The sequence below is a fragment of the Bradyrhizobium sp. 17 genome, from assembly GCF_023073515.1.
Taxonomy (GTDB): Bacteria; Pseudomonadota; Alphaproteobacteria; order Rhizobiales; family Xanthobacteraceae; genus Bradyrhizobium; species Bradyrhizobium canariense_D.
In genome coordinates this window covers 23608-44409 of sequence record NZ_JADPJQ010000016.1, presented here as the reverse complement: position 1 = coordinate 44409, position 20802 = coordinate 23608, and the positions used below count along the sequence as shown (strand labels likewise).

19 protein-coding genes and 1 pseudogene are annotated in these 20802 nt (G+C 59.8%); 15 read left to right on the top strand and 5 right to left on the bottom strand.

All coding sequences use genetic code 11. The features are described 5' to 3' along the window. Nucleotides 1–694 precede the first annotated feature (694 nt). The 6 genes from IVB13_RS03440 (at nt 695) to IVB13_RS03415 (ending at nt 4366) form a co-directional block, all read left to right on the top strand. Nucleotides 695–949 carry a hypothetical protein gene (locus IVB13_RS03440; RefSeq protein WP_247487749.1) on the top strand — a complete coding sequence of 85 codons (255 nt, stop codon included), beginning with the start codon at nt 695–697 and terminating at the stop codon, nt 947–949. Nucleotides 950–1004: 55 nt separating this feature from the next. Beyond that, the gene (locus IVB13_RS03435) at nt 1005–1205 is read left to right on the top strand and encodes a hypothetical protein (RefSeq protein ID WP_247487747.1); all 201 of its coding nucleotides are present in this window, start codon (nt 1005–1007) and stop codon (nt 1203–1205) included. A 26-nt stretch (nt 1206–1231) separates the two neighbouring features. Next, nucleotides 1232–2224 (top strand): MFS transporter, encoded by a 993-nt coding sequence (locus IVB13_RS03430; protein ID WP_247487745.1) that lies wholly within the window; start codon nt 1232–1234, stop codon nt 2222–2224. A gap of 145 nt (nt 2225–2369) precedes the next feature. Beyond that, nucleotides 2370–3287, top strand: a complete 918-nt coding sequence (locus IVB13_RS03425; RefSeq protein WP_009859328.1) for an NADP-dependent oxidoreductase — start codon at nt 2370–2372, stop codon at nt 3285–3287. Between the two features lie 143 nt (nt 3288–3430). Further along, nucleotides 3431–3628: a pyridoxamine 5'-phosphate oxidase family protein gene (locus IVB13_RS03420; protein ID WP_247487743.1), complete on the top strand. Its 198-nt coding sequence runs from the start codon at nt 3431–3433 to the stop codon at nt 3626–3628. A gap of 318 nt (nt 3629–3946) precedes the next feature. Further along, the gene (locus IVB13_RS03415) at nt 3947–4366 is read left to right on the top strand and encodes a cupin domain-containing protein (protein WP_247487741.1); all 420 of its coding nucleotides are present in this window, start codon (nt 3947–3949) and stop codon (nt 4364–4366) included. Nucleotides 4367–4968: 602 nt separating this feature from the next. On the opposite strand, the gene IVB13_RS03410 is transcribed toward IVB13_RS03415, so the two are convergent. Beyond that, on the bottom strand, nt 4969–5127 hold the full coding sequence (locus IVB13_RS03410; RefSeq protein WP_247334835.1) for a hypothetical protein: 159 nt from the start codon (nt 5125–5127) through the stop codon (nt 4969–4971). A gap of 800 nt (nt 5128–5927) precedes the next feature. On the opposite strand from IVB13_RS03410, the gene IVB13_RS03405 reads away from it, so the two are divergent. From IVB13_RS03405 to IVB13_RS03390, 4 genes are all read left to right on the top strand, one after another. Continuing rightward, nucleotides 5928–6305 carry a cytochrome c family protein gene (locus IVB13_RS03405; protein ID WP_049824144.1) on the top strand — a complete coding sequence of 126 codons (378 nt, stop codon included), beginning with the start codon at nt 5928–5930 and terminating at the stop codon, nt 6303–6305. A 76-nt stretch (nt 6306–6381) separates the two neighbouring features. Next, nucleotides 6382–7902, top strand: coding sequence for a glutathione-disulfide reductase (gene gorA / locus IVB13_RS03400; RefSeq protein ID WP_247487739.1), 1521 nt, complete (start codon nt 6382–6384; stop codon nt 7900–7902). 1263 nt (nt 7903–9165) lie between these two features. Then, nucleotides 9166–9435 carry a hypothetical protein gene (locus IVB13_RS03395; protein WP_247487737.1) on the top strand — a complete coding sequence of 90 codons (270 nt, stop codon included), beginning with the start codon at nt 9166–9168 and terminating at the stop codon, nt 9433–9435. Between the two features lie 18 nt (nt 9436–9453). After that, nucleotides 9454–10425, top strand: a complete 972-nt coding sequence (locus IVB13_RS03390; RefSeq protein ID WP_247487735.1) for a hypothetical protein — start codon at nt 9454–9456, stop codon at nt 10423–10425. A gap of 644 nt (nt 10426–11069) precedes the next feature. Here the strand turns inward: IVB13_RS03390 and IVB13_RS03385 are convergent. Then, nucleotides 11070–11693 (bottom strand): hydrolase, encoded by a 624-nt coding sequence (locus tag IVB13_RS03385; protein ID WP_247487733.1) that lies wholly within the window; start codon nt 11691–11693, stop codon nt 11070–11072. Nucleotides 11694–11713: 20 nt separating this feature from the next. After that, nucleotides 11714–12232 carry a Rid family hydrolase gene (locus IVB13_RS03380; RefSeq protein WP_247487731.1) on the bottom strand — a complete coding sequence of 173 codons (519 nt, stop codon included), beginning with the start codon at nt 12230–12232 and terminating at the stop codon, nt 11714–11716. A gap of 808 nt (nt 12233–13040) precedes the next feature. Between IVB13_RS03380 and IVB13_RS03375 the strand changes: the two genes are divergently transcribed. The 5 genes from IVB13_RS03375 (at nt 13041) to hemC (ending at nt 17977) form a co-directional block, all read left to right on the top strand. Further along, nucleotides 13041–14441, top strand: coding sequence for a cbb3-type cytochrome c oxidase subunit I (locus tag IVB13_RS03375; protein WP_247487729.1), 1401 nt, complete (start codon nt 13041–13043; stop codon nt 14439–14441). Next, a complete protein-coding gene (locus tag IVB13_RS03370) occupies nt 14438–15760 on the top strand; it encodes a c-type cytochrome (RefSeq protein WP_247487727.1) in 1323 nt (440 codons plus the stop codon). The genes IVB13_RS03375 and IVB13_RS03370 overlap by 4 nt, the downstream gene beginning before the upstream one ends. Before the next feature lie 9 nt (nt 15761–15769). Further along, nucleotides 15770–16012, top strand: a complete 243-nt coding sequence (locus IVB13_RS03365; RefSeq protein ID WP_247334881.1) for a hypothetical protein — start codon at nt 15770–15772, stop codon at nt 16010–16012. A gap of 13 nt (nt 16013–16025) precedes the next feature. Further along, complete coding sequence (locus IVB13_RS03360) at nt 16026–16472, top strand: cytochrome C (protein WP_247487725.1); 447 nt, start codon at nt 16026–16028, stop codon at nt 16470–16472. 569 nt (nt 16473–17041) lie between these two features. Further along, entirely contained in the window at nt 17042–17977 is a 936-nt protein-coding gene (gene hemC / locus IVB13_RS03355) for a hydroxymethylbilane synthase (RefSeq protein WP_247487723.1), read from the top strand. A 687-nt stretch (nt 17978–18664) separates the two neighbouring features. On the opposite strand, the pseudogene IVB13_RS03350 reads toward hemC, so the two are convergent. Both IVB13_RS03350 and IVB13_RS03345 read right to left on the bottom strand, forming a co-directional pair. Further along, nucleotides 18665–18862 (bottom strand): annotated as a pseudogene (locus tag IVB13_RS03350) (2Fe-2S iron-sulfur cluster-binding protein); the annotation flags it as partial. Between the two features lie 152 nt (nt 18863–19014). Next, nucleotides 19015–20784: a GMC family oxidoreductase gene (locus tag IVB13_RS03345; protein ID WP_247487721.1), complete on the bottom strand. Its 1770-nt coding sequence runs from the start codon at nt 20782–20784 to the stop codon at nt 19015–19017. Nucleotides 20785–20802: the final 18 nt, after the last annotated feature.

Below are 20802 nucleotides of genomic sequence, written 5' to 3'. Positions count from 1 at the left end.
GGAGGGCACGCCCCTACCGCGGAGAGAACCATGGACCCGGCAAGGATGTTCAAGGAGAGCTTGACCTCACGCCCGGAATTAGAGAACAGCCAGGGTCACAAGCAGACATCGGCCTGAGCGGGCATCCTGCCGGATCTGCCGACCACCCGAGCGATCGACCTCGGCGAAACGGGCTGAACCGACGGTTGCCAACGGTACCCGCGAGGCGCACGCTGCTGTTCAGCACGCGTGAATCGCTAGACGATCGTTACTGCCGCTCGCCGCGCGCCGTGACGCGGTCGCCGACTGCGCAACGTACCTCCATCAATGGAAAAGAGGACTGTCGCAGCACAATTCCCCGCGGGTATGAAAATTATTCACATCGGATATTGGAAACTTTCGTCCCGCGCTGCGACCAATAACAACTCAACGCCGCGGATTAATCGAATAACGCCAGGGCAACCATTTCAGTCAACACGAAGCAGGAACCCCTGATGTCCGGCTCCTATCCGCTCCCTACTGAACCCGAAGGCATTGTCGCGCCGCTGCTCAAGCGATTTCACTCCGGTAAGATCAGCGCGATAATGCCCCCGTACGACGCAGAGGCCGTATTCATCACGGGTAACGAGGGAACCATCACTGATCACACCGAAATCGCCGCCCGACTCGAGCGCGATCTCGCGGTCTGTCTAATGGTGAAGGCCAAGGCCGACGTGTGTTCGTTGCCGGCGATATCGCCCGGATCGTGCTGGACTGTTCAATTGGTGGCACAGGTCACGACGGCAAGCACGTGCACCTCGGGGGCTCGGCGAGCGTTATCATGCGCCGCGCCGGAGATCGACGATTGCGCTACCTGATCGACAATATTCGACGGGCGCGCGAAAGGCCGCCGGATATATGCGCGGCACGGCAGCTCTCACCGATGCAGCCGCTCTTCGGCCTGGCGTCGACGATTCAAGCCAGTTGGTGAAAATACCTAATTGGAGAGTTTGGACCTGCGCGCCCGAATCTCCGGGAGACAACGGATGCACGGCTCGCTGCAACATCTGGCACCAGCGATCAACCAGGCGCACCGGGGCGGCACGCTCCGGCTCGTATTCGTATCCGCAGTCGTCTCGCTAGTGGTCTCGTCTGCCGCGGCGGCCGCTGCGATTCCCCTTTACAACATCTACCGGGCGGAGGACGGCTTCACGAATGTCGGCATCTCGATCGCTGTCGTCGCCTAAACGCCATCGGCACCATCGCCGCACTCTTGGGGCTGGGACGACTGTCCAATCATCTGGGCCGCCGGCTCACTGCGATCATTAGCCTCAGCCTGGTACTACTGGGCTGTGTGTTTTTGCTGAATGTGCACGACATGGCTACCCTGCTGGTCGGTCGCCTCCTCGTGGGTCTCGGTACCGGGTCGGCCAGCAGCAGCCTGACATCCTACATCGTCGACGCCGCACCCAGTAGACCGGAATGGTTGGCGTCCGTCGCCTCCAGCCAGGGACCGATGCTCGGCCTTACTGTCGGCGTCATCGCCTCCGGTGCCTTGGTCCAGTTCGGTCCCTGGCCACGCGACCTCATATACCTAGTTTGCATCGGCTTCCTATTATTGTCTGCCGCACTCATTGCCATCAGCCCCGAAACAGCAACTCCGACGCCAGGCGCTTGGCGATCACGGCACCTGCTCCCTGTTGCGGCGGCGGTGTTCCTGGCCACATGGGCAACTGCACTGGTGTTCGCCGGCTATATGACCCTCAGCGTTCTGGGCGCTCCCATGGGGGGCCGGTTCACATCCGCGCAAGCCCAACGCGTCGGTATGATCATTTTTCTGGCCGGAATGATCAGCCTCTGCACGGCGGTCACCGCCAGCACACTGGTTTTGTTCATCATCGCAACCATCGTCGCCGGAGCCGGCCAGGGAATCGCCATTAGCGCCGCCGCCCGCGGCTTGCTGCATGGCAGCACGCCAGCCGAACGGGCGCCGATCTTCAGCGCGATCTACCTTATCTGCTACGGCGGTGCCGCCTTCCCTAGCCTTGTCTCCGGCCAACTTTCGAACACGTTCTCGCTACCGCAGATCACGCTCGGATACGGCGGACTTGCCGCCGTCGCAACTCTGTTCACTGTCGTCGGCGCACGCAATCCGCATACCGATACGACGGGAAGCAGCACCTGCGACAGCTCGAACGCGACCGGTTCATCAAACAGCGAGCGCTCTCATGAGAATGGTCGCTGGCCTTGCCGCCACGATCGGTGAAGAAGGCTGCGTAGTGGGATGGGCCACAATCGAGCAGCAATTCCGCCGCGCCCCGGTGTAGCGGCGAACCGTACCGCCGAGCGCGAGCTCAAGTTGTCGCCGGAGCACATCCAGTAAAGAGACAAATGATCGGGGAGGAATTATCATGCAGGCGATCGTTGTGACTGACCAGGCTGCGGGAACGGCCGGGATGAAACTGATGCAGCAGCCCGAGCCGCACGCGGCGATAAACGAGGTCATCGTTCAGGTTCATGCGTCGGGATTCACCTCCGGTGAGCTGACATGGCCTTCGACCTGGACCGATCGCCTCGACCGTGACAGGACGCCGACAATTCCCGGCCAGGAGCTGGCGGGTGTCGTCACCGCTCTCGGCTATGGCACGACCGGGCTGTCGGTGGGACAACGGGTGTTCGGTCTGTCGGACTCGTATCGCGGAGGGACCTTGGCGGAGTATGTGGCCGTGGAGGCACGCAACCTCGCGCCCCTTCCGGGCGACGTCGATTTCACGGTGGGTGCGGCCGTAGCGATGCCGGGCCTCACCGCGTGGCAGGGGCTATTCGTGCACGGCCGCCTTGGGGCGGGGCAGAGCGTCCTCGTGCACGGCGCGGCCGGCGCAGTCGGTTCGATGGTGGCGCAGCTCGCACGTGAGGCCGGCGCCTACGTCATCGGCACCGGACGCGCTGCCGACCGCCAGAAGGCGCTCGACTTCGGCGCGCAGGAGTTCGTGGATCTCCAGAACGACGTCCTCGAAGATGTCGGCAGAGTCAATCTGGTTTTCGATGTCATCGGCGGCGACATCGGGAAGCGCTCCGTGGACCTGATTCAAGCCGGAGGAACGCTGGTAACCATCGCCGGGCCGACCGAGGCGCGGCCCGCCGACGGCCTGGCGATCGATTTTGTCCTCGTGTCTGATCGCCGCCAACTGGGTGAGATCGTCCGGCGGGTGCGGGACGGACGACTGCGTACAAACATCGGCAACATCGCGACCATCGAGGACGCCGTCGCCGTTTTGAATTCGACCAAGCGGACCAGCGGGAAAACCATCATCCGAGTTCGTCCGTGAGGAAACAGAAAAGGCGAAGGGTTCCCCTCTCCCAAATGGATTGTTGGCGCCCCCCTTTGGCCCGCCTGCGCTCCACGCGCCGCGGCGGTACTGCGCGGACCGCGCGCTAGGGAGGGTTCCCGAAGATCGAAGCGAGGATATCTATGATTGAAATCATCGCCGACGTGGAGACGATCACCAAGCAGGCGATACTGTCGTTCGTCGCGACAGTCAACGAGGGCGGAACGCCCAATCTTTCGCCGAAGGCGTCTCTGACCGTCACAGACGGCGTTCTCTACTTCTCCGATATCGCATCCCCGGACCATGCTGAACTTGCAACGCAATCCCGCTATCGAAATTAACGTGGTCGACATCTTTCCAGAGGCGCGGTTATCGATTCAAGGGCCGTGTGTTGATACTGCCGCCTGACCATGACAAGTCGTTGATGATCGCCAACTCAGTTCACGTAACGAATGGCCAAGAATATCCTGTTGATCACGTTGTCAAAATCGAAACAGCTTCGATCACCCCGTTGCTGTCTCCAGCCCATGTCTTTGCTGACCCTCCTAGAAGTCAGGACGAAATCAGGAATAGCTACTATCCTAAGTACGATGTGAAACCCCTCAGGACCTAGATGATGGCGTTAACGAAAGCGACCGAAACCCAAAGCGAGAAAGCCCATGAAGATCCGAACCATCATCGCCGCCAACTGCGCCGCCCTCGCCATCTTGATGGCCGGCCCCATGTACGTCCATGATGCCGAAGCGCAAACCATCACGAAGAACTTCGAGGCTGCAATTCCTAACATACCTGGCAAGTCGCTGATCGCCTTGGAAGTCGACTACGCACCCAACGCAGCCTCCGCGCCCCACACTCACGCGAGCTCAGCGTTCATCTACGCCTATGTGGTTTCGGGCGCGATTGAGTCGAAGGGGAACGATGGCGAGATGCGTATCTATCGGGCAGGTGAGAGCTGGTCCGAACCGCCCGGTGTGACCCATTCGATCAGCCGCAACGCCAGCACGACCGAGCCGGCGAAGCTGCTCGCTGTTTTCGTCCTCGATACCAATGACAAAGCGCTCACCACTCCCATCAAATAACGCTTGATACACACTCGAAGCGCCTAAAGATCGAGGCTCGCGGCGTGCACGACCCGCCCTCCAAAAGGGGCAGGGCAGCCCCGGGGCCCAGGAGTCGCGTAGCACTCGGCCGGGACGACGCATGCAGCGGTCGTTCGTTGACCCCGGCTTCGAAGCCTCGTGCCCGTCGTAACGAGGGTATAAAAGCCCGGCGACGGGACCGCTGTTGCAACGAAGCGGTTGTTAGTTCGGTCTCAAGTTGGCGCGCTCGCGAGCATACGCGCCTGCTCTGCCGTCGGCGTCGATCCGTGCGATCGCTGGGAAAGCAGGGGCACGATAACGCGCAAGCGGCGTTACCATCCGTCTAGCGTGGAGTCCGCCGCAACGCCGGGCGATCTTCCCCCGGCTAATTGTGTGCAGACGTCGGTATGTCGCCGCACCCGTGACGAAGATGATCGTTTGCCGCAGCTAGCTCGCGGTAAAAAACGCGGCATCCCTCCAAGGTGTTGTTGCGCGATGTGCTGTTCGCGTGGCCCCACGTTCGGCTTTCGGCTCGACTGCGATCCCGTGGGCGCGATCGCCGGTGGAGAAGCTGCCCATCAGCTCATGTATGCCCGTCGCATTCAGCGGTCTGCGGATCGAGCTAGTGCCTTGGCTGCATCGTCGAGCGAAGCCTTCTCGGCTCGCCGCTCGTAGTAGTCGGCAAGCGCCTTAAGCTGAATCGCAACCGCTTGGTCGGTGATGGTTTCGGCAGTGCGCAGCAAAGTCTGCGCTGCCTTCAAGCATTCCTTGCCTCGTCGCGAAATCTGATTCCTCATGACGCGCTCGTGCGGTCTTCGGGCGTTTGATCGAAAGCGATCAGGTATCCATTGTGGTCACTCTTGCGGTGTGCCTTGAAGCGATCGATGCACTTCTTAGAGCAAAGCGGCGTTCGCCATGAACAATGCCGGATTGCACCAAAGTCGCCCTCACAGACGGCGCATTGCCTGCCATTGTCAGACCCAAGACGCTCGAAGCGGTAAGGCATTGTCTTCCCCTTAGCTGTGTGCAAGTCGGATGCACCAACACTAAGAGGATCGCCACTAACGGATCAATTGAGCACAGGTTGAGCTCGGGAAGTCCAAACAGGGCGTTGCGATGATACGAAAGCTTAGGGTGCTCGGACGAGACGTACAACGAGCCGGCTTGAAATGCCTTGGGACGACGGCGCGCTCGCAGTCACGGACTAGGAGCCGCGTCACCCGCTCCACAGGACGCCGCAAGAGCTATCCGGCCGGGGCACGGATCGCGGCGCGACGCATGGTGTTGTCCTGGCGTTGCGACCCGACATTAAGTCATCGCGAAGTGCTCTTTCATGTCCTCCTACACCGCCCGACATCCCGAGTGCAGTACCACACTCGCCGGACGCCGGCGCGCATAGCGCTCTTGGGCGACGATATCTCGCGCCTATCGAATGCATATCCAAATGGAATTTCCAATTTCCTCCGCTGTAGCAAGAATCGCCGCCTATCACCGAGGCAGGCGACAACTACATTGCGCTGCCGTGCTACTTCTGAACCCGATCCAAGGAAGGATGTTGCCAATGGAAAGCGCAGGAAAGATCGGCGCGTTTATTGCGGTGCTCGTACTTGCGGGAGCAACAGCGAATCCCGGTTACGCACAGGACGCCGAGCACGGCAAAGCGATCTTCAAAGCCTGCGCTGCGTGCCATGCCACGGATCATGATAATCGCATCGGGCCGGGCCTGGAAGGAATCATAGGCAGAACGGCAGGTACGGTTCCCGGCTTCAGCTACAGTGACGCTATCAAGAATTCCGGCATCGTTTGGGAGGCAAAGATCCTCGATGCATATCTGGAATCGCCACAGAAGGTGGTTCCCGGAAACAGGATGCCCTACGCGGGGCTGAAGGAATCGAGGGACCGGGCAGACCTGGTTGCCTATCTTGCTACGTTGAAGTAGCAGCTTCTTGAAACAAGCGTCAGCAATGCGCCTGCGCGGACATGAGAGCATTCCGGTCCCGCACAGAAAAGATTGAATGCCTGAGTTGAGCGATACAGAAGCATTTCAGGAGTTCCCAGGCGTGTCGAGACAGGCCGCCGAGGTTTCAGAGCCTTCTCGGGAAGCGGAGTTCGATGTCGATTTGTTCGTGATTGGTGGTGGGTCAGGAGGGATCCGCGCTGCGCGCGTCGCGGCGGGACATGGCGCGAGAGTAATGCTCGCGGAGGAGTACCGGCTGGGAGGAACGTGTATCATCCGCGGCTGCGTACCAAAAAAACTGTTCGTCTACGCGAGCCGTTTCAGCGGCACGTTCGAGGAGGCCGCAGGATTCGGCTGGCGCTTGTCGGTCCCACATTTCGACTGGCCGTCATTGATCGCCGCTAAGGACCGCGAGATCACACGCCTGGAAGGGCTCTACGGCACCGGTCAGGAAAGTGCAGGCGTCGAGGTGGTGAGGTCTCGCGCCGTGCTCGAGGACGCAAATTCGGTGCGCCTCCTCAAAAACGGCCGTCGCATACGGGCACGCACGATCCTGATAGCGACAGGCGCACGGCCCGAATTGCCTCGCTTCGACGGCATCGAGCTCGGCATCACCTCGGATGCCGTTTTCGACTTGAAGACATTCCCGAGGAAACTTGTGATCGGCGGCGCCGGATACATCGCAATGGAGTTCGCTGGCCTGTTTGCTGCGCTGGGAAGCGACGTCACTGTCGTCTGCCGCGGAAGCAATGTCTTGCGCGGCTTTGACGAGGACGTGCGCCAGGCGGTCGCTGGGTCCTACACGAACCGTGGCATTAAGCTGATGTTTAGCGACAGCATCCGCAGCCTCGAACGGCGGAACGGGGACGTCCGCGACGGCGACCATGCAGGAAGGATCGACGTTACGACTGAACAGGGCGGAAGGTTGATGGCCGACCAGGTGCTGCTCGCCATCGGCCGCACGCCGAACACGACCGCGCTCGGGCTCGACCGCGCCGGGGTCAAGACTGGGGCAGACGGCGCAATTATTGTCGACGCGAGCTCCCGCACGAATATTCCGAGCATCTACGCTGTGGGTGACGTGTCGAACCAGTTCAACCTGACGCCCGTCGCGATTCGCGAGGGCCACGCGTTCGCCGATAGCCTGTTCGGCAAGAAAGCGTGGCAGGTAGACTATTCCTATGTGCCGACCGCGGTCTTCTCCAGCCCGGAGATCGGCTCCGTTGGCCTGACGGAGCTGGAAGCGAGGGCGCAGTACCCTGCCGTCGACGTCTACAAGGTTCGCTTTCGGCCACTGAAGGCCGCCGTGACGGGCGATTGCGAGACCGCGCTTCTGAAGGTCGTTGTGGATTGCGCAACAGACCGGATCCTCGGGGTCCATATCGTCGCCGAAGAGGCCAGCGAGATGATCCAGGTGCTCGCCATAGCGATCCGCAGCGGAGCTACCATGCAAGACTTCGCGTCAGTTATGGCCGTGCACCCGACGGTAGGTGAGGAGATCGTCGCAATGCGGACTCCGACGGTGCGATACGATCGGCGCGACGCGTCGACACCGCACGTCCCAAGCGCTGCCGTCTGATGCCAGCGGCGCGTATTCGGAAGGCCCGCTCGGAAAGCCGCGGACCTTCGAGCAGCTCACTAATCTAGACTAAATGCTGCAGGCCTCATGCAGACGGAATGAAATCGATAGCGCCACCCCGCGCCAGTGAGGAGTGCGCAGGCAGTGTCGCGCAGGATGCCTGAACCACCTGCCCCACGACTCGCCGCGTGTTTGCGCTTGCGTGCCAACAGTCCGCAATCCTGAAGGTGAGCGCGATGAGTTCTTCTAGTCCCGCACGACGCCCAATCAGCCAAAGTCGTGGAGCAGTGGCGATAACGTATGGGCTCCTATCGAAGTCGACACGAGCAGGGGCGAGCAACACCGCTGTCAATTCGCACCGTCAACCTCCAACGCAAGGTGACCGCCATCGTCGACACCGAGCCCTTGGTGGGAAAGGAGCAAGGTTTTCGTCTCGATCGACATTTTACTACCTCGACCGAGAGTCTTGCTGAGCTGGCGCGGCACCGGCGCCGCGAGCTCGTTCAACGGAAGGGGACTCGTGATCGAGCAGGTCGCCTGACACTGCGACACCGAGGTTCGAAAGCCGCCTGCCTCTAGTGTGTAAGGCAGCTGCCGGGCAGCTGCGACATTCCCACCAGCCGCTCATCTTGAAGATGCGCGCGAGGGGCTTACTCAACAGGGTTCGACCTGGTGACGTCCCGCTGGTCGAAGGCAATGGGTATATTCCGTCGGGATCAATTATCTCGATCAACCTATCTGGTCGCATTCGGTGTTGTATGCCGGGCCGATAGCGGGCGCCACAACGGCCAGCCCACGATGATTGAAGCCCATGTCGTCGACACGAAGCGAAGTATTTGCATTGCAAACCCGCATCTCTCGGCCAGCTAGCTCGAGCAAACGGAGCACAGAATGGGTCCGTCGCTACGCGATTGCGCAGGCTTTCAAGGCCTTGCGTTAACTCGGTTGTGGCAAGCGCACGTACATCAAGCATCAGTCCACGGCCCGCCTAGCTGCAGCGATCGCTAACTCATGATTCTATGCGGCGCGCGGCCCTCTGATTAATCATCCGACTTCAACAGCGTCATCCGGCTGATCGACCGATTTCGCTCGGCCGAGGTAGGACGTGCCAGCGCATCTCCTACACTTAGGTATGCTCTTCTCAGCCGAAGTACCACACGGATCAACCTTCTGTGCAATGGTGTTGGCAAGTCTCCTTGAGACTACACTGGGTACAGCCGCACCGATTTATCGAACCGCAAGACGATGGCCAAGAGTTCACCCATGACAATCATAGATGACTCCGCGTTGTTTGGTTTTGTCCTCAAGACGGCTAAGTCAGCCTCCGACATCGCCGAGGTCGTTCACAATCTGTTCATGGACGTGCGCGACTGTTACCGGCCCGGGCTGCACTACATGCGCGGCCCCGGCCTTAAACGGCGCACCAACCATCAGGCCTGGCTAGTAGAGGCTGAAGCCGTACCGCTGCCCGGGCAGCACCAGCCGCCGCCGGTGTACATACGCCCCTGCGACGCGGCAAACCCGGCTCGATAACCCGGCCAAGGTTCTAACATGTTCGTCCTATGGGGTATCCTGTTTGCCGTCTCGCTCTCGATTAATCTGGCGACATGTATTGTAACCTCTGCCCGTAATGGTTGGGTGGCAACTCGAGGCTGGATGCGCCACGGCGTCGCCGCCATTTGCATCGCATTGCTCGGCCCGGCGACGATGTCGGCTGGTTCGGCGGGCGCCGGGGTCACCCTCGAATTGCGCAAATTGCCGATGAAGTTTAGCTGGATTGCTTGCCAGCCGAATTGCCGAGGTTGGGTCAGCGCGGTCGGCATCGTGACGGCCGATACTCCGAGGGTTTTCGACGAATTCGCGCTAGGTCGACAGCTTGACGGCGCGACCATCGTGCTGGATTCCAGCGGCGGTGCGGTCAATGAAGCGATCGCGCTCGGGCGGCGCTGGCGCGATCTGGGGGCGCTGACCACCGTTGGCGTCAGCGTTCAGACCAACACTGCACAGAGCGCTCCTTCCGACAAGGCTCCCGTGGCTTATTGCGAATCGATGTGCGTGTTCATGCTGCTCTCGGGCAAGACGCGTTTCGTGCCCGAGACCGCCCATGTTCGGGTGCATCAGATCTGGATCGGTGACCGCGCCAATGATGCCAAAGCCGCGACCTACAGCGCGGATGATCTGATGATCGTGGAACGCGATATCGGTCGTCTCGCGAAATACACTTTCGACATGGGCGGCGCGGGTGATTTGTTGTCGCTGTCGCTGAACGTGCCGCCCTGGGAAGATCTGCATGAACTGTCGCAGGAGGAGTTGCGACTCACCGGGCTGGTCACGACCCGTATGCTTGATCAGCCGGGCAAGGCAGCGGTGGTCGAGCTGACGCCCAAACCGGTGCGGGGGCGCTTCGTAAGCAGCGCGGTCGCGTCCAAGACAAATCCAGAGCCGGCAATATCGACCAAGTCGGCTGAAGCTATGGGGCCCGCGGGCAGCGTGAGCGCTGTGGGCCCGCTTGGGCAAGACTAGCGGGTACCATGTTGAGGACCGATTGAGGAATTCCAGCAAAGCCAACCACGCGAACGGAATATTCACGCTAGATTTCCGAAACAGTCTCGGTCGTGTGAGCGGCTCGCTGGACGTCGACCCTAGCGCTCATATCAACAGATCCCCCCGATTACCCGAACAACGTTTCCGACGTGCCGTGCCCATTACCGCGGCGAATTAAGCGGGTGCACATGCCGATTGCTTCGCGGCAGCAGCCCTCCCCAATTAGCCGAAGGGTTGGTATCCGCATTGCAACTTTCGAGACCCGCTCAGGGTCTCCGCCGGAGCGCTCAGCCGCCCTAGCGAGCGTTTTCGCGAGCTCCAGCCCAGCGGTTACTCGGCCAAGTGGACGGCTAGCTACCGAAACCAATCGACATCTGCTGTGCCGCTCACGGCCAGTCCTTTCGCGGCCGCCTTCAAGGACACCAACAGTGTGGCTCACAAGAAGCTTCTTTCCGACTTGAAGATCGAGGCAGCCAAGCGGTTGATCTGGCCAGCAAGGTTCGCTTGCTGGTTGCGCTAATTTGCGGCTTCGGGGATCAAGATAGATTCACGCGCGCTCTCTCGCGGGGCGTGGGCGGCAGCCCAGGCTCGTGGCGCAGGCCGATGGATAATCGGCGCATTTCTTACGTAGGCTTGATCATATCCCGTGCATAGGCCAAACCGATACCGTATCCGCCGCCGTGAGCCTCCACGATACCTCGCGCTCCGTCATAGGTCTCGTGCCGGGTCCAGTCGCGCTGGAGTTCCAGAAGGACCTGGATCCACGACGTCGGCTTCGCGCCCGCCGCTTCCATCCGTCGCATCGACAGATCGTGACTGACCGGAGTGAGCCCGCCGCAAGCGTCGCCGACGACGTGCACCTCATACCCCTCCGCGCGAGCGGAGAGCACCGGAAAAGTCACACACGCTTCCGTCAACAGCCCCGAAAAGATCAGCTTCCGTCGTCCCGTCGCCACGATAGCAGCGCGCGCAGCGTGGTCCTCCCACATGTTCATGTTGCGGCGCTCGATCGCGACTACTTCAGGAATCGCGGCGTGGATCGCTGGCATCAGAGGACCGCTGTAGACCTTTGTGGCGGACGTGGAAGCCACGATCGGCATGCCGAAAACGGTGGCAGTGCGCGCTAGAGCGATCACGTTGTTCAAAAGCGTTTGGCGATCGATCGACCCGACGCCGAAAGCAAGCCCGGCTTGCTGATCGACCAGCACCAAGGTGCAATCCTTCGGCTCGATCAGGATGTCGGGCATCGCCGTTTCAGGTCCTTGTGTCATGTTTCGTTAACTCGGGACATCGGGGAGTTATCATGGCGGCTTCGCATCTGTTCCGACAGCCTAGCGGTAAAGGTGATCTCGATGAGCTGTTCAGGAAAGGCCAGTCTCAGCACACCTATCAGGTTGCTGGCGCACTGAGGTCGTGCCGTGCCGTAGGCCTCCTTGCGTACCCTGCCCGCAACGGCGAAAGCGGCACCGACATCGAGGACATACAGCGTCTCCTCGACGACATTGTCCAACGTCGCCCCGAAGCGCGCCAAAAGCTTGGCGGCATTGGCGTAAGTCGTCCGCATCTGCTGTTCCATCATCGAGAAGTCGGCCGGTTTGCCGGATTCATCGAGAGAAGCAGGCGCGATTAGGTTCCCCTTCTCGTCGTGGCTGAGCTGACCGGAGACATGGATCGTGTCACCAACCTTGATCGCCTGTGCGTATCCGTAGGCATCTTCCCACGGCACATCGAAATAGGCGGCCTCCTTACAATTGATTGCGGCGGCATTTATCTCGTCGCGCTGCATATTGAGCCTCCTGGCTTCTCAATCCCGTCTCGATGGCGGCACTGATTTTCGTTATGACGATGCTTTGGAGAATGACCTTGCAACGCCGGCGAAGGAAATCACCTCCCGTCATAGATTCGATAGACCATCGTTAGTGCCGTCGCGCCGCGTGAAGTAGTAACGGGGAATGCCACCAGTCGCACCTGTAGAGAGTTCCCATTGTCGCCCGCGCTGAAAAACGAGTACGAGCCAAAGGAGAGTTGAGTGAGACATCCCACTCGCGCCGATACGTGGAACGAACGTTGACGGGCTTGTGGATGCGTGCATCGCGCAAGCCGCGCAGATGCGACCTGGCCGGTCGTGACGCTCGTATTCAAAGCCTCGCGGAAAATGCCTTTTAAACGGATAGTCGTCAGAGTGAACTGAAGGTCTCGGTTGGGGCCAAAAGACGACCTAACTCGTCGGAAGCTCAGATCGAGCGGCGGGCCGGGCGAATAGCTGTGCCACCACACCAGACCTGAGGGTGCAAAAACAGCTTGATCGTGGCGAACGCGAAATCCTCCGTAGGAGCAGCGTCATGGTCGAGGAGGCGGCGCACTGCCACCCGCGATCTGGATTGCTCTCAGGCAGCCAACGGAAATCTCTGCATGTGCGTCTGGTGACGTTCCTCGCTACGGAGTCACGCGGCGCAGCAGCAATAACGATCGTCTATCGAATCGATGGCGAGAGGTGATTTCCTTCGCAGGCGTTGCAAGGGCATTCTGCAAAGCATCGTCGGGCGCGCTTTGGAGCAACGCTGGACAACGACGTCGAGGGGACGGAGAGTCGGATGATGTCATACACCGCTACGGCCATTCCGCCTCGGACAGCCGCTCCGGAGGACCCCGCTCTGGCGCGCGTGTTAGCGGCTTACGTAGCGTCGGCGACAATCTGGCTTGTATTGACCACGGCCGTGGGAGTCTTAGTCAGCTTCAAGTTCGCCTATCCGGATTTTGCGACGACGCCGGCGCTGTCGTTTGGACGGTTGCGGGCGATCCACACCAACGGAACATTTTATGCCTGGGCGAGCCAGGCGCTGATCGGACTTGCGCTGTTCGTGGCAGCGCGCAGTTCGGGCGCGCGGCTCTACAGCGAGCGCCTCGCATGGATCAGTCTTGCGCTCCTTAATGTCGCCGCTGTGCTGGGCACCGTTACACTCGATTTCGGTTTCAACTACGGCCAGGAGTATCGCGAGTGGCTGTGGTGGATTCGCGTAATCCTCGGGCTTGGTTTGATCACTGCGGTCTGGAATATGATCGCCACTGTCGAGCAGCGGGATGCCGGGGATATCTACATTTCTAACTGGTATACTATCGGAGGCACGCTGTGGACGATTGTCATGGTCGTGGTGTCGCTTCTGCCATGGTACCAGTTCGGACTGGGTCAGGTCGCGGTACAGGCCTTCTTCATGCATAATGCCGTCGGACTATGGTTCACGCCCCTATCGCTCGGTGTGTCCTACTATGCGCTGCCGAAGCTCCTGAACCGTCCGATCTATTCGTATTCTCTTGGCGTCTTTGCATTCTGGACCAATCTCATCTTCTATCCGATCGTCGGCGCCCATCATTTTGAATTCAGTCCATTACCGTGGTGGCTGCAGACTACGGCCATCGTCTTCAGCGTGGCCATGCTGGTCCCTGTGCTGAGCGGCACCGCGAACTTCCTTCTCACCTTCCGGGGGACTCACGAATGGATATATCGCTCGCCCGCGGTGTTCATCCTCGTCGCCGTCTACGGCTATCTACTGGGTTCGACGCAAGGCACATTTGAGGCGTTCCGCTCGCTGCAGCAGCTTTGGCATCTGACCAATTACACGGTAGGGCACTCGCACCTGACGATGTATGGCTTCGTTACCTTCGCGATCTGGGGCGGAGTCTATGCACTCTTGCCGCGCGCCACCGGCAAGTATCCCTACAACCTGGCTATGGGCATCCATTTCTGGCTTTCCGCAGTCGGTGTTGTCATCTACGTTGCGGCGCTGTCGGCCGCAGGAACCATTCAGGGGCTCGATTGGTTTCGAGGACTCACCTTCATTCAGTCGGTCGAAGATGCCGCGCCATATTGGTTGTGGCGCTCCGTCGGTGGCTCGCTGATGTTCGCCGGCCATCTCGTCTTCGCTTTCAATGTCTGGACAATGACCTACGGCAGGTCCTACGCCGAGCTTGCCGCAGCCAAGACGGTGCCGGTATGAATAGGTTGTTGGCGATTTGCGGTGGTTCAACGCTGATCTACACCGGATTGGCGGTTCTTATGGGCGTGCTGCCGGGCATCTGGCTATCGAAGGTACCTCCGACGCCGGGCCTTAAGCCACTGACGCCCTTAGAGGCGCGAGGGCGGGATGTTTATGTCTCCGAAGGCTGCTTCTATTGCCATACCCAGCAAGTACGCCCCCTCTCTGGAGATAAGTCCTTTGGCCGTCCGTCCGCACCGGGCGATTATGCTTACCAGACGACGGAATTGCTAGGTTCGGAGCGCAACGGTCCGGACTTGAGCAATATCGGCACGCGGCAATCGAGCAGCATATGGCAGTTCATCCATCTCTATCAGCCGCGCGCAGTGGTGCCGCAATCGATCATGCCAGCTTACCCTTGGCTATTCAGCGTTGTGGACAAATTACCTCCCGAAGAGAAAGCGGTGTCATTGCCGCCTGAGTTCGCGCCAGGCGGTACCGTGATTCCTAACGACGACGGCAAGGCGCTGGTGGCCTATCTTTTGTCGCTGAAGCAGCCCGCGCTCGCTCCAACGCAGCCCGGCACCGTGCCATTGGGTCGCTCGAGCGAGCCGCTAGGGTTTGATGCCGGCAAAGGTGCAGCATTGTTCGCCAACAACTGCGCATCCTGCCACGGCGCGGAAGGCAAGGGTGTGCCCGGAACGTTTCCGCCGCTCGCCGGAGATCCGGTGGTTAACGCCGCCAATCCGACGGCACACATCGGCGCTGTGCTGCATGGACTTAGCGGAAACGTGATCAATGGCCAAAAATATGAAGCTCCGATGCCCGCGTTCGCGGATCAATTGTCGGATCAGGAGATCGCCGATATCATCAACCACGAGCGCTCCTCATGGGGCAATCGTGGTGCCTTGATCAGCGCGGCTGATGTCGTCGCGGCGCGCGCCAACGAACCACTGCAGAAGCAGCCGACGAAACCGGTCTCTCCGATAGCGGCCCCGGCACCGACATTCGATCCCGCGGAAGGATCGAAGCTGTTCGCCGAGAACTGCGCCGCCTGTCACGGTGCAGAGGGCAAAGGCGTGCCCGGCACGTTTCCGCCACTTGCGGGCGATCAGGTCGTTAACGCCACTGACCCTGCCGAACACATCACCACCATGCTGCGCGGCCTTGGTGGGAAGGTGATCAACGGCCAGAAGTACGAAGTAGAGATGCCGCCGTTCGCTGACAGACTATCTGATCAGCAGATCGCTGATATCATCAATCACGAGCGCACGTCATGGGGCAACCACGGGCCGCTGGTGACGCTCGCGGACATCACGAAGCTCCGCGCCAAGAAATAGGAGGCGACGATGACTGATACGATTACCGCTTGGATCCTCTCGGCGCTTGGCTATCTCTGCACTACGCCTGCGATCGCTAATGTTGCTGGCGATCATAGTCTTACCGGACCACTACTTGGCAACGTGCTGGTGGCGGGCGGGGCTGGGCTCGTGACCCTCAGCTGCATCGTGGCGGCGCTGTGGATGCTCTTCGACCCCGGCGAACGGGATCCCAATCATCCAAAATATCGCGTCTTGGACACCGACCGTTAGAGGAATGCAACACGTGCCCGACCCGCGCATCCGCATCTATCTAGACGACACGCCAGATCCGGTCGCCGATCAGCGGCCGCCAACTGAGATAGCGCTCGACACCAAGAGCCTTGCCGACGGCGAGCACGGCCTGCGCATCGAAGCCCAAGATGCCACCGGCCAGGTCGGGGTCCGGCGCCTTCGATTCCAAGTCCGCAACGGCCCCGGGATCACGGTCACCGGGCTTGGTGATGGTGCCGTCGTCCACGGTACCGTGCGCCTCACGGTCAACGCGTTTGGAGCGGAAGAGCCGTTCGAGCCGCACCGAGCGGAATCGCCCTCGCCGACGCCGGTCTGGGTGTGGGTGCTGACGCTACTGATCGTTGCTTGGACCGCTTGGTATGTCGCAACTCTTTGGAACGTTCCGGCGGATTACGCGAAAACACCAACTTATTCCTCGTCGATGAATCCATTCAAATAGCGCGCCCCAAGATCAAACGAGTCAACGCTGTGGCTGCTGACCCATCCGGATCTCCGCAAGTGAAGACGAATATGCTCGTGCATGATCCAGTGCGTGAGGCGAAGGGACGCGGTCTCATCGACAGGCGTTCGCTCTTGACGACGGAGGCGCCCACTTAGGTTAGCGTGATGCCGCACGTAAAGTGGCGACACCGTTCGATCACCTCGATCGTTCCGGTATAAACAGGTGATGGCAGCTCGCTGTGGCGTTTGGGCTCGACCCCTTGAAGTTGAAGCGATGTGTGGACGCATTCAGCGCGCTTGACATCCGGAAGGTGCGCAAGCTCCATTCTCGAGGAACCCGCACCCTTCTCGACTTAGTCCAGTGCCTTTATAAAGTTGCGAGCTATTGGCTGCTTCTCCGTTTTCGGGCGACTGTGGATTGATGTGAATTACGGCGTGAGGAAAGATACCCAAGCAAAGACTGCCACACCAGAGTCACGCTGTGCGGCTAAATGAGCAGGCGCCGATCATAGCTAGTTGCGCAGCGCTATAGGTTCGCGAACTGCTGAAGAAGCGAGAGGTTTCATCGTGGAAATTCGACTCGGCACCAGGCGTAGTGATTTGGCCATCTGGCAAGCCAGTCACGTCGCCGACCTTATTCGTGGCGTCGAGCCGGCCGCTGAGGTACGCTTGGTCTTCGTGAGCTCGGTTGGCGATAAAGATCGAAGGTCGGCCTTTCATCAGCTTGGCGGCATCGGAGCGTTCACGAAGGAGAGCGAAGACACGCTTCTGCGCAACGAAGTTGACCTGGTCGTTCATTCCCTCAAGGATCTTCCAACCAAATTGCAGCCCGGCTTGGTATTGGCAGCCGTTCCCAAAAGAGAGGATCCTCGGGACGCGATTTGTGGCGTTACACTAAGTCAGCTACGGCCGGGGCTGCGCGTCGGCACTGGATCAATTCGCCGTAAAGCTCAACTTCTCGAGTTATGCAATGGTCTCGATATTCGACCTATCCGAGGAAACGTTTCTCCAAGGCTGTGTAAGGCAAAGAACCGACAGGGAATAGATGCGACTCTATTGGCGGCGGCCGGGTTGTCCCGACTAGGATTGCTGCATGAGGCTTCACAGATTTTAGACGCTCGTGTTTTCCCGTATGCAGTCGGTCAAGGTGCTCTCGCGGCCGAAGCTCGCGAAGAGGATACGGCGCTTATAGCGCTGCTTCAAAAGATTGAAGACCGGCAATCGCGCTCCGAAGTGGACGCAGAGCGCGCATTGATGAGAAGTCTCGATGCGGGTTGCAGCCTCCCCGTCGGGGTCTCTGCCACATGGCTCGCCGGGACATTAACACTTCGAGGACAAGTGACTCATCCGGATGGCCAAAGGAAGATCACCAATGAAAGTGTGGGTCTGGCCGATCAAGCCGACGCAATAGGCAGAAGTCTCGGGCATAAACTTCTTCAGCAAGGCGCCGAAGAGATATTGAAGGCTGCGCTCCGTTCAGTGGAAGAGCAAAGGACAATCTGAATTCGCTAGTTGACATGACGACTTATGCTCTTGGGAAGCCAGCATAGCGCAGGCGCTCGGCCTTCTTGAGCAGTGTGGAACCGATTACTGTTGCGCGAATTGCAACGGCCCGGCTGGCGTTATCCATTAACGATCTGCACCTGTGCCGCAGGGCAGTTGCCGCAGCTTCGTCAAATCAGGGAACCGAGCTTGGCCGGTGGGGGCCTCTCGCCCCGCAAAGGCCTAACGACCGGCGCTTTCCAGGTTGCAGATGCTGCTGCGCATGGGTGATTGCGCCGCGGAGACCAAAGATCGATGTCGATAATCGTGTGTAGGTCAACCGGTAGCTGGGTCGGGTGGCGAACTACGCGCGTGAGTGTGTCTTTGCTATCGGGGCAGCATCAGCCGGCCGAGCGCCAAACGAGGCGATAGACGATGAAGTCCGGCCTCCCCGCGCGCCACGCCTATGGAGCCAGTTGCCTTCGAATCTTTCGGTGAAGAGCTGACCACCGCGCAGGACGACGTTGCAGCGGAAGCGGCGCGCGATCACCAGGAGCTCTACGATCCGCCACGAAGGCAAGCAGATCGTTCTCGCGGCGCTGATATCAGGTTTGGGCACGTTGGGAAACCGTTCCGCATCGCGGATACGGACCAATGCTTTCGCATGCCCGGACCGCAATAACCTCCGCGGTGATCACTCGGTGACCGGACGCTGTCAATCGGAGTGATACAGGCTCTTGTCGCCGCGCCCTCGAGATGCACCGTGCACGCGCCGCACAGCGCCATACCGCATCCGAACTTGGTGCCAGTCTTTTGGAGCATGTCGCGAAGCACCCACAGCAGCGGGGTGTCGCCGTCAGCGTCCATCGTATGCGGCTTGCCGTTTACCGTGAGAACATATGCCATTCTGCACCAGTGATATTATCGCGTGTGACGGTAAGGCGCCGTAAGCGCCCCAACCTTGGCGTACATAGACCGCTCCGGAACAACCTCAGATCGTGCTCCATGGGGTCGCGTTCTACTCGATGGCTGGCGCCATCGGCGCGGGTCCGATGTGCTCAGCTCGGGACCAGGCGCCCCGGCGATTTCAGATACTTCGTTGTGATTGCATCGGCCGCCCAATAGGCCAGAGCTCCGACGGTGCCCGTCGGATTGTGCGACGGGTTTTGCGGAAAGGCGCCGGCGCCCATAACAAACACGTTGGGAACATCCCAGCTTTGCAGATAGCGGTTGACAGCGCTGGTTGTCGGATCGGCTCCCATAATGGTGCCGCCTGTCGTGTGCGTCGTCTGGTAAGGGACGATCGAATAAGGGCCCTTGCGATAGTTGATGCCCATTTTGTCCGGGTTCATGTGCTTGGCAATGTCGGCTGCACGATCGGTGCAGTACTTCGACATGTCCAGATCGTTTTTGGTGAAGTCGAACGTCATCCGCAGCAGGGGATTGCCGAAGCCGTCCTTATAGTTCGGGTCGAGGTCAAGATAGTTGCTGCGCTGGGCTGTGACGCTGCCGAAAGACGCGATCACGAAAGTGCGGTTATACCAGTGGGCAACCGATTGCTTCCAGCCTTTGCCCCAGCGAGGCTCGCCTGGTGGCAGGTTGCGGAAATCGATCGGCCGTTGCCCCTTGCTCTCGACACAGATGTAAGAACCACCCACGAAGCCGAGCGGCCCATGATCGAAGTTGTCGTAGTTGAAATCATCTATGATCATGGCGCACGCACCGGCGCCCATGAACGGATTGAAGACTTTATCGTTGAAGTGCGCGGTGACGCTGCTGGACATCTGGTAGGCATAGTTGCGCCCAACGCTACCCTTACCGGTCGTAGGATCGTAGATGCGACCGATTCCCGAGAGCATCATCAGCCGTGCGTTATGCAGACCAAATGCGCAGAGCAGTACCATATCGGCGGGCTGTTCGAACTCCCGACCTTGCGAGTCGATATAGGTAACGCCAGTTGCCTTTTTGCGGCCGGAGTCAAGATTGACCTTAGTGACATGAGAAAGCGTGCGTAATTCGAATCTAGGGTCTTTCAGCAGAAGGGGCAGAAGCGTCGATTGCGGGCTTGCCTTCGCTGACATTTCGCAACCAAAGCGCTCGCAGAACCCACAGTACACGCAGGAGCCCATGTCCACACCCTCAGGGTTCGTGTAGGCCTGCGTAACGTCGGAGGATGGCTGAACATAGGGGTGAAACCCCATTTCCCGCGTAGCATCCTCGAACATCTTCATTTGAAGGCTGCGCTTCATCGCCGGGTTCGGATATTCGCGCGCACGGGACCCTTCGAAAGGATTCCCGCCCTCCTGGATCACGCCTTTGATGTTGCCGGCCTTCCCGGCGGTGCCGCAGAGATATTCGAAGCGGTCGTAGTAGGGCTCAAGTTCGTCGTACGTAACCGGCCAATCTTGTATCGTCATTTCTTTAGGAATGAACGTCTTGCCGTATCGTTCGCCATAGTGGCTGCGGATCCTGAACTCGCTGGGCGCGAACCGATAGTGCTGGCCGTTCCAGTGGACGCCTGCGCCGCCCACACCATTTCCCGGCAAGAACGATCCCCAGCGCCTGATCGGCAGCGCCGTCTGGTCGACTTTGTTGCGAAAGGTGAGAGTCTCGCGGGAGGCGTCCTGCATTAGGTCATGACGAATGGCGAAACGCAATTCGTCATGTATCATCGGCGCGGCAAAGTGCGGGATAGTGTCGCGCATCCCGCCGCGCTCAAGCGCCAGCACGTTGAGTCCCGCTTTTTTTGTGAGTTCCCTGGCCAGCACAGCCCCGGTCCAGCCAAAACCAACAATGACTGCGTCGACGGGTTTCAACTTCGTCGCCATCGGAATTCTCCTTCGACC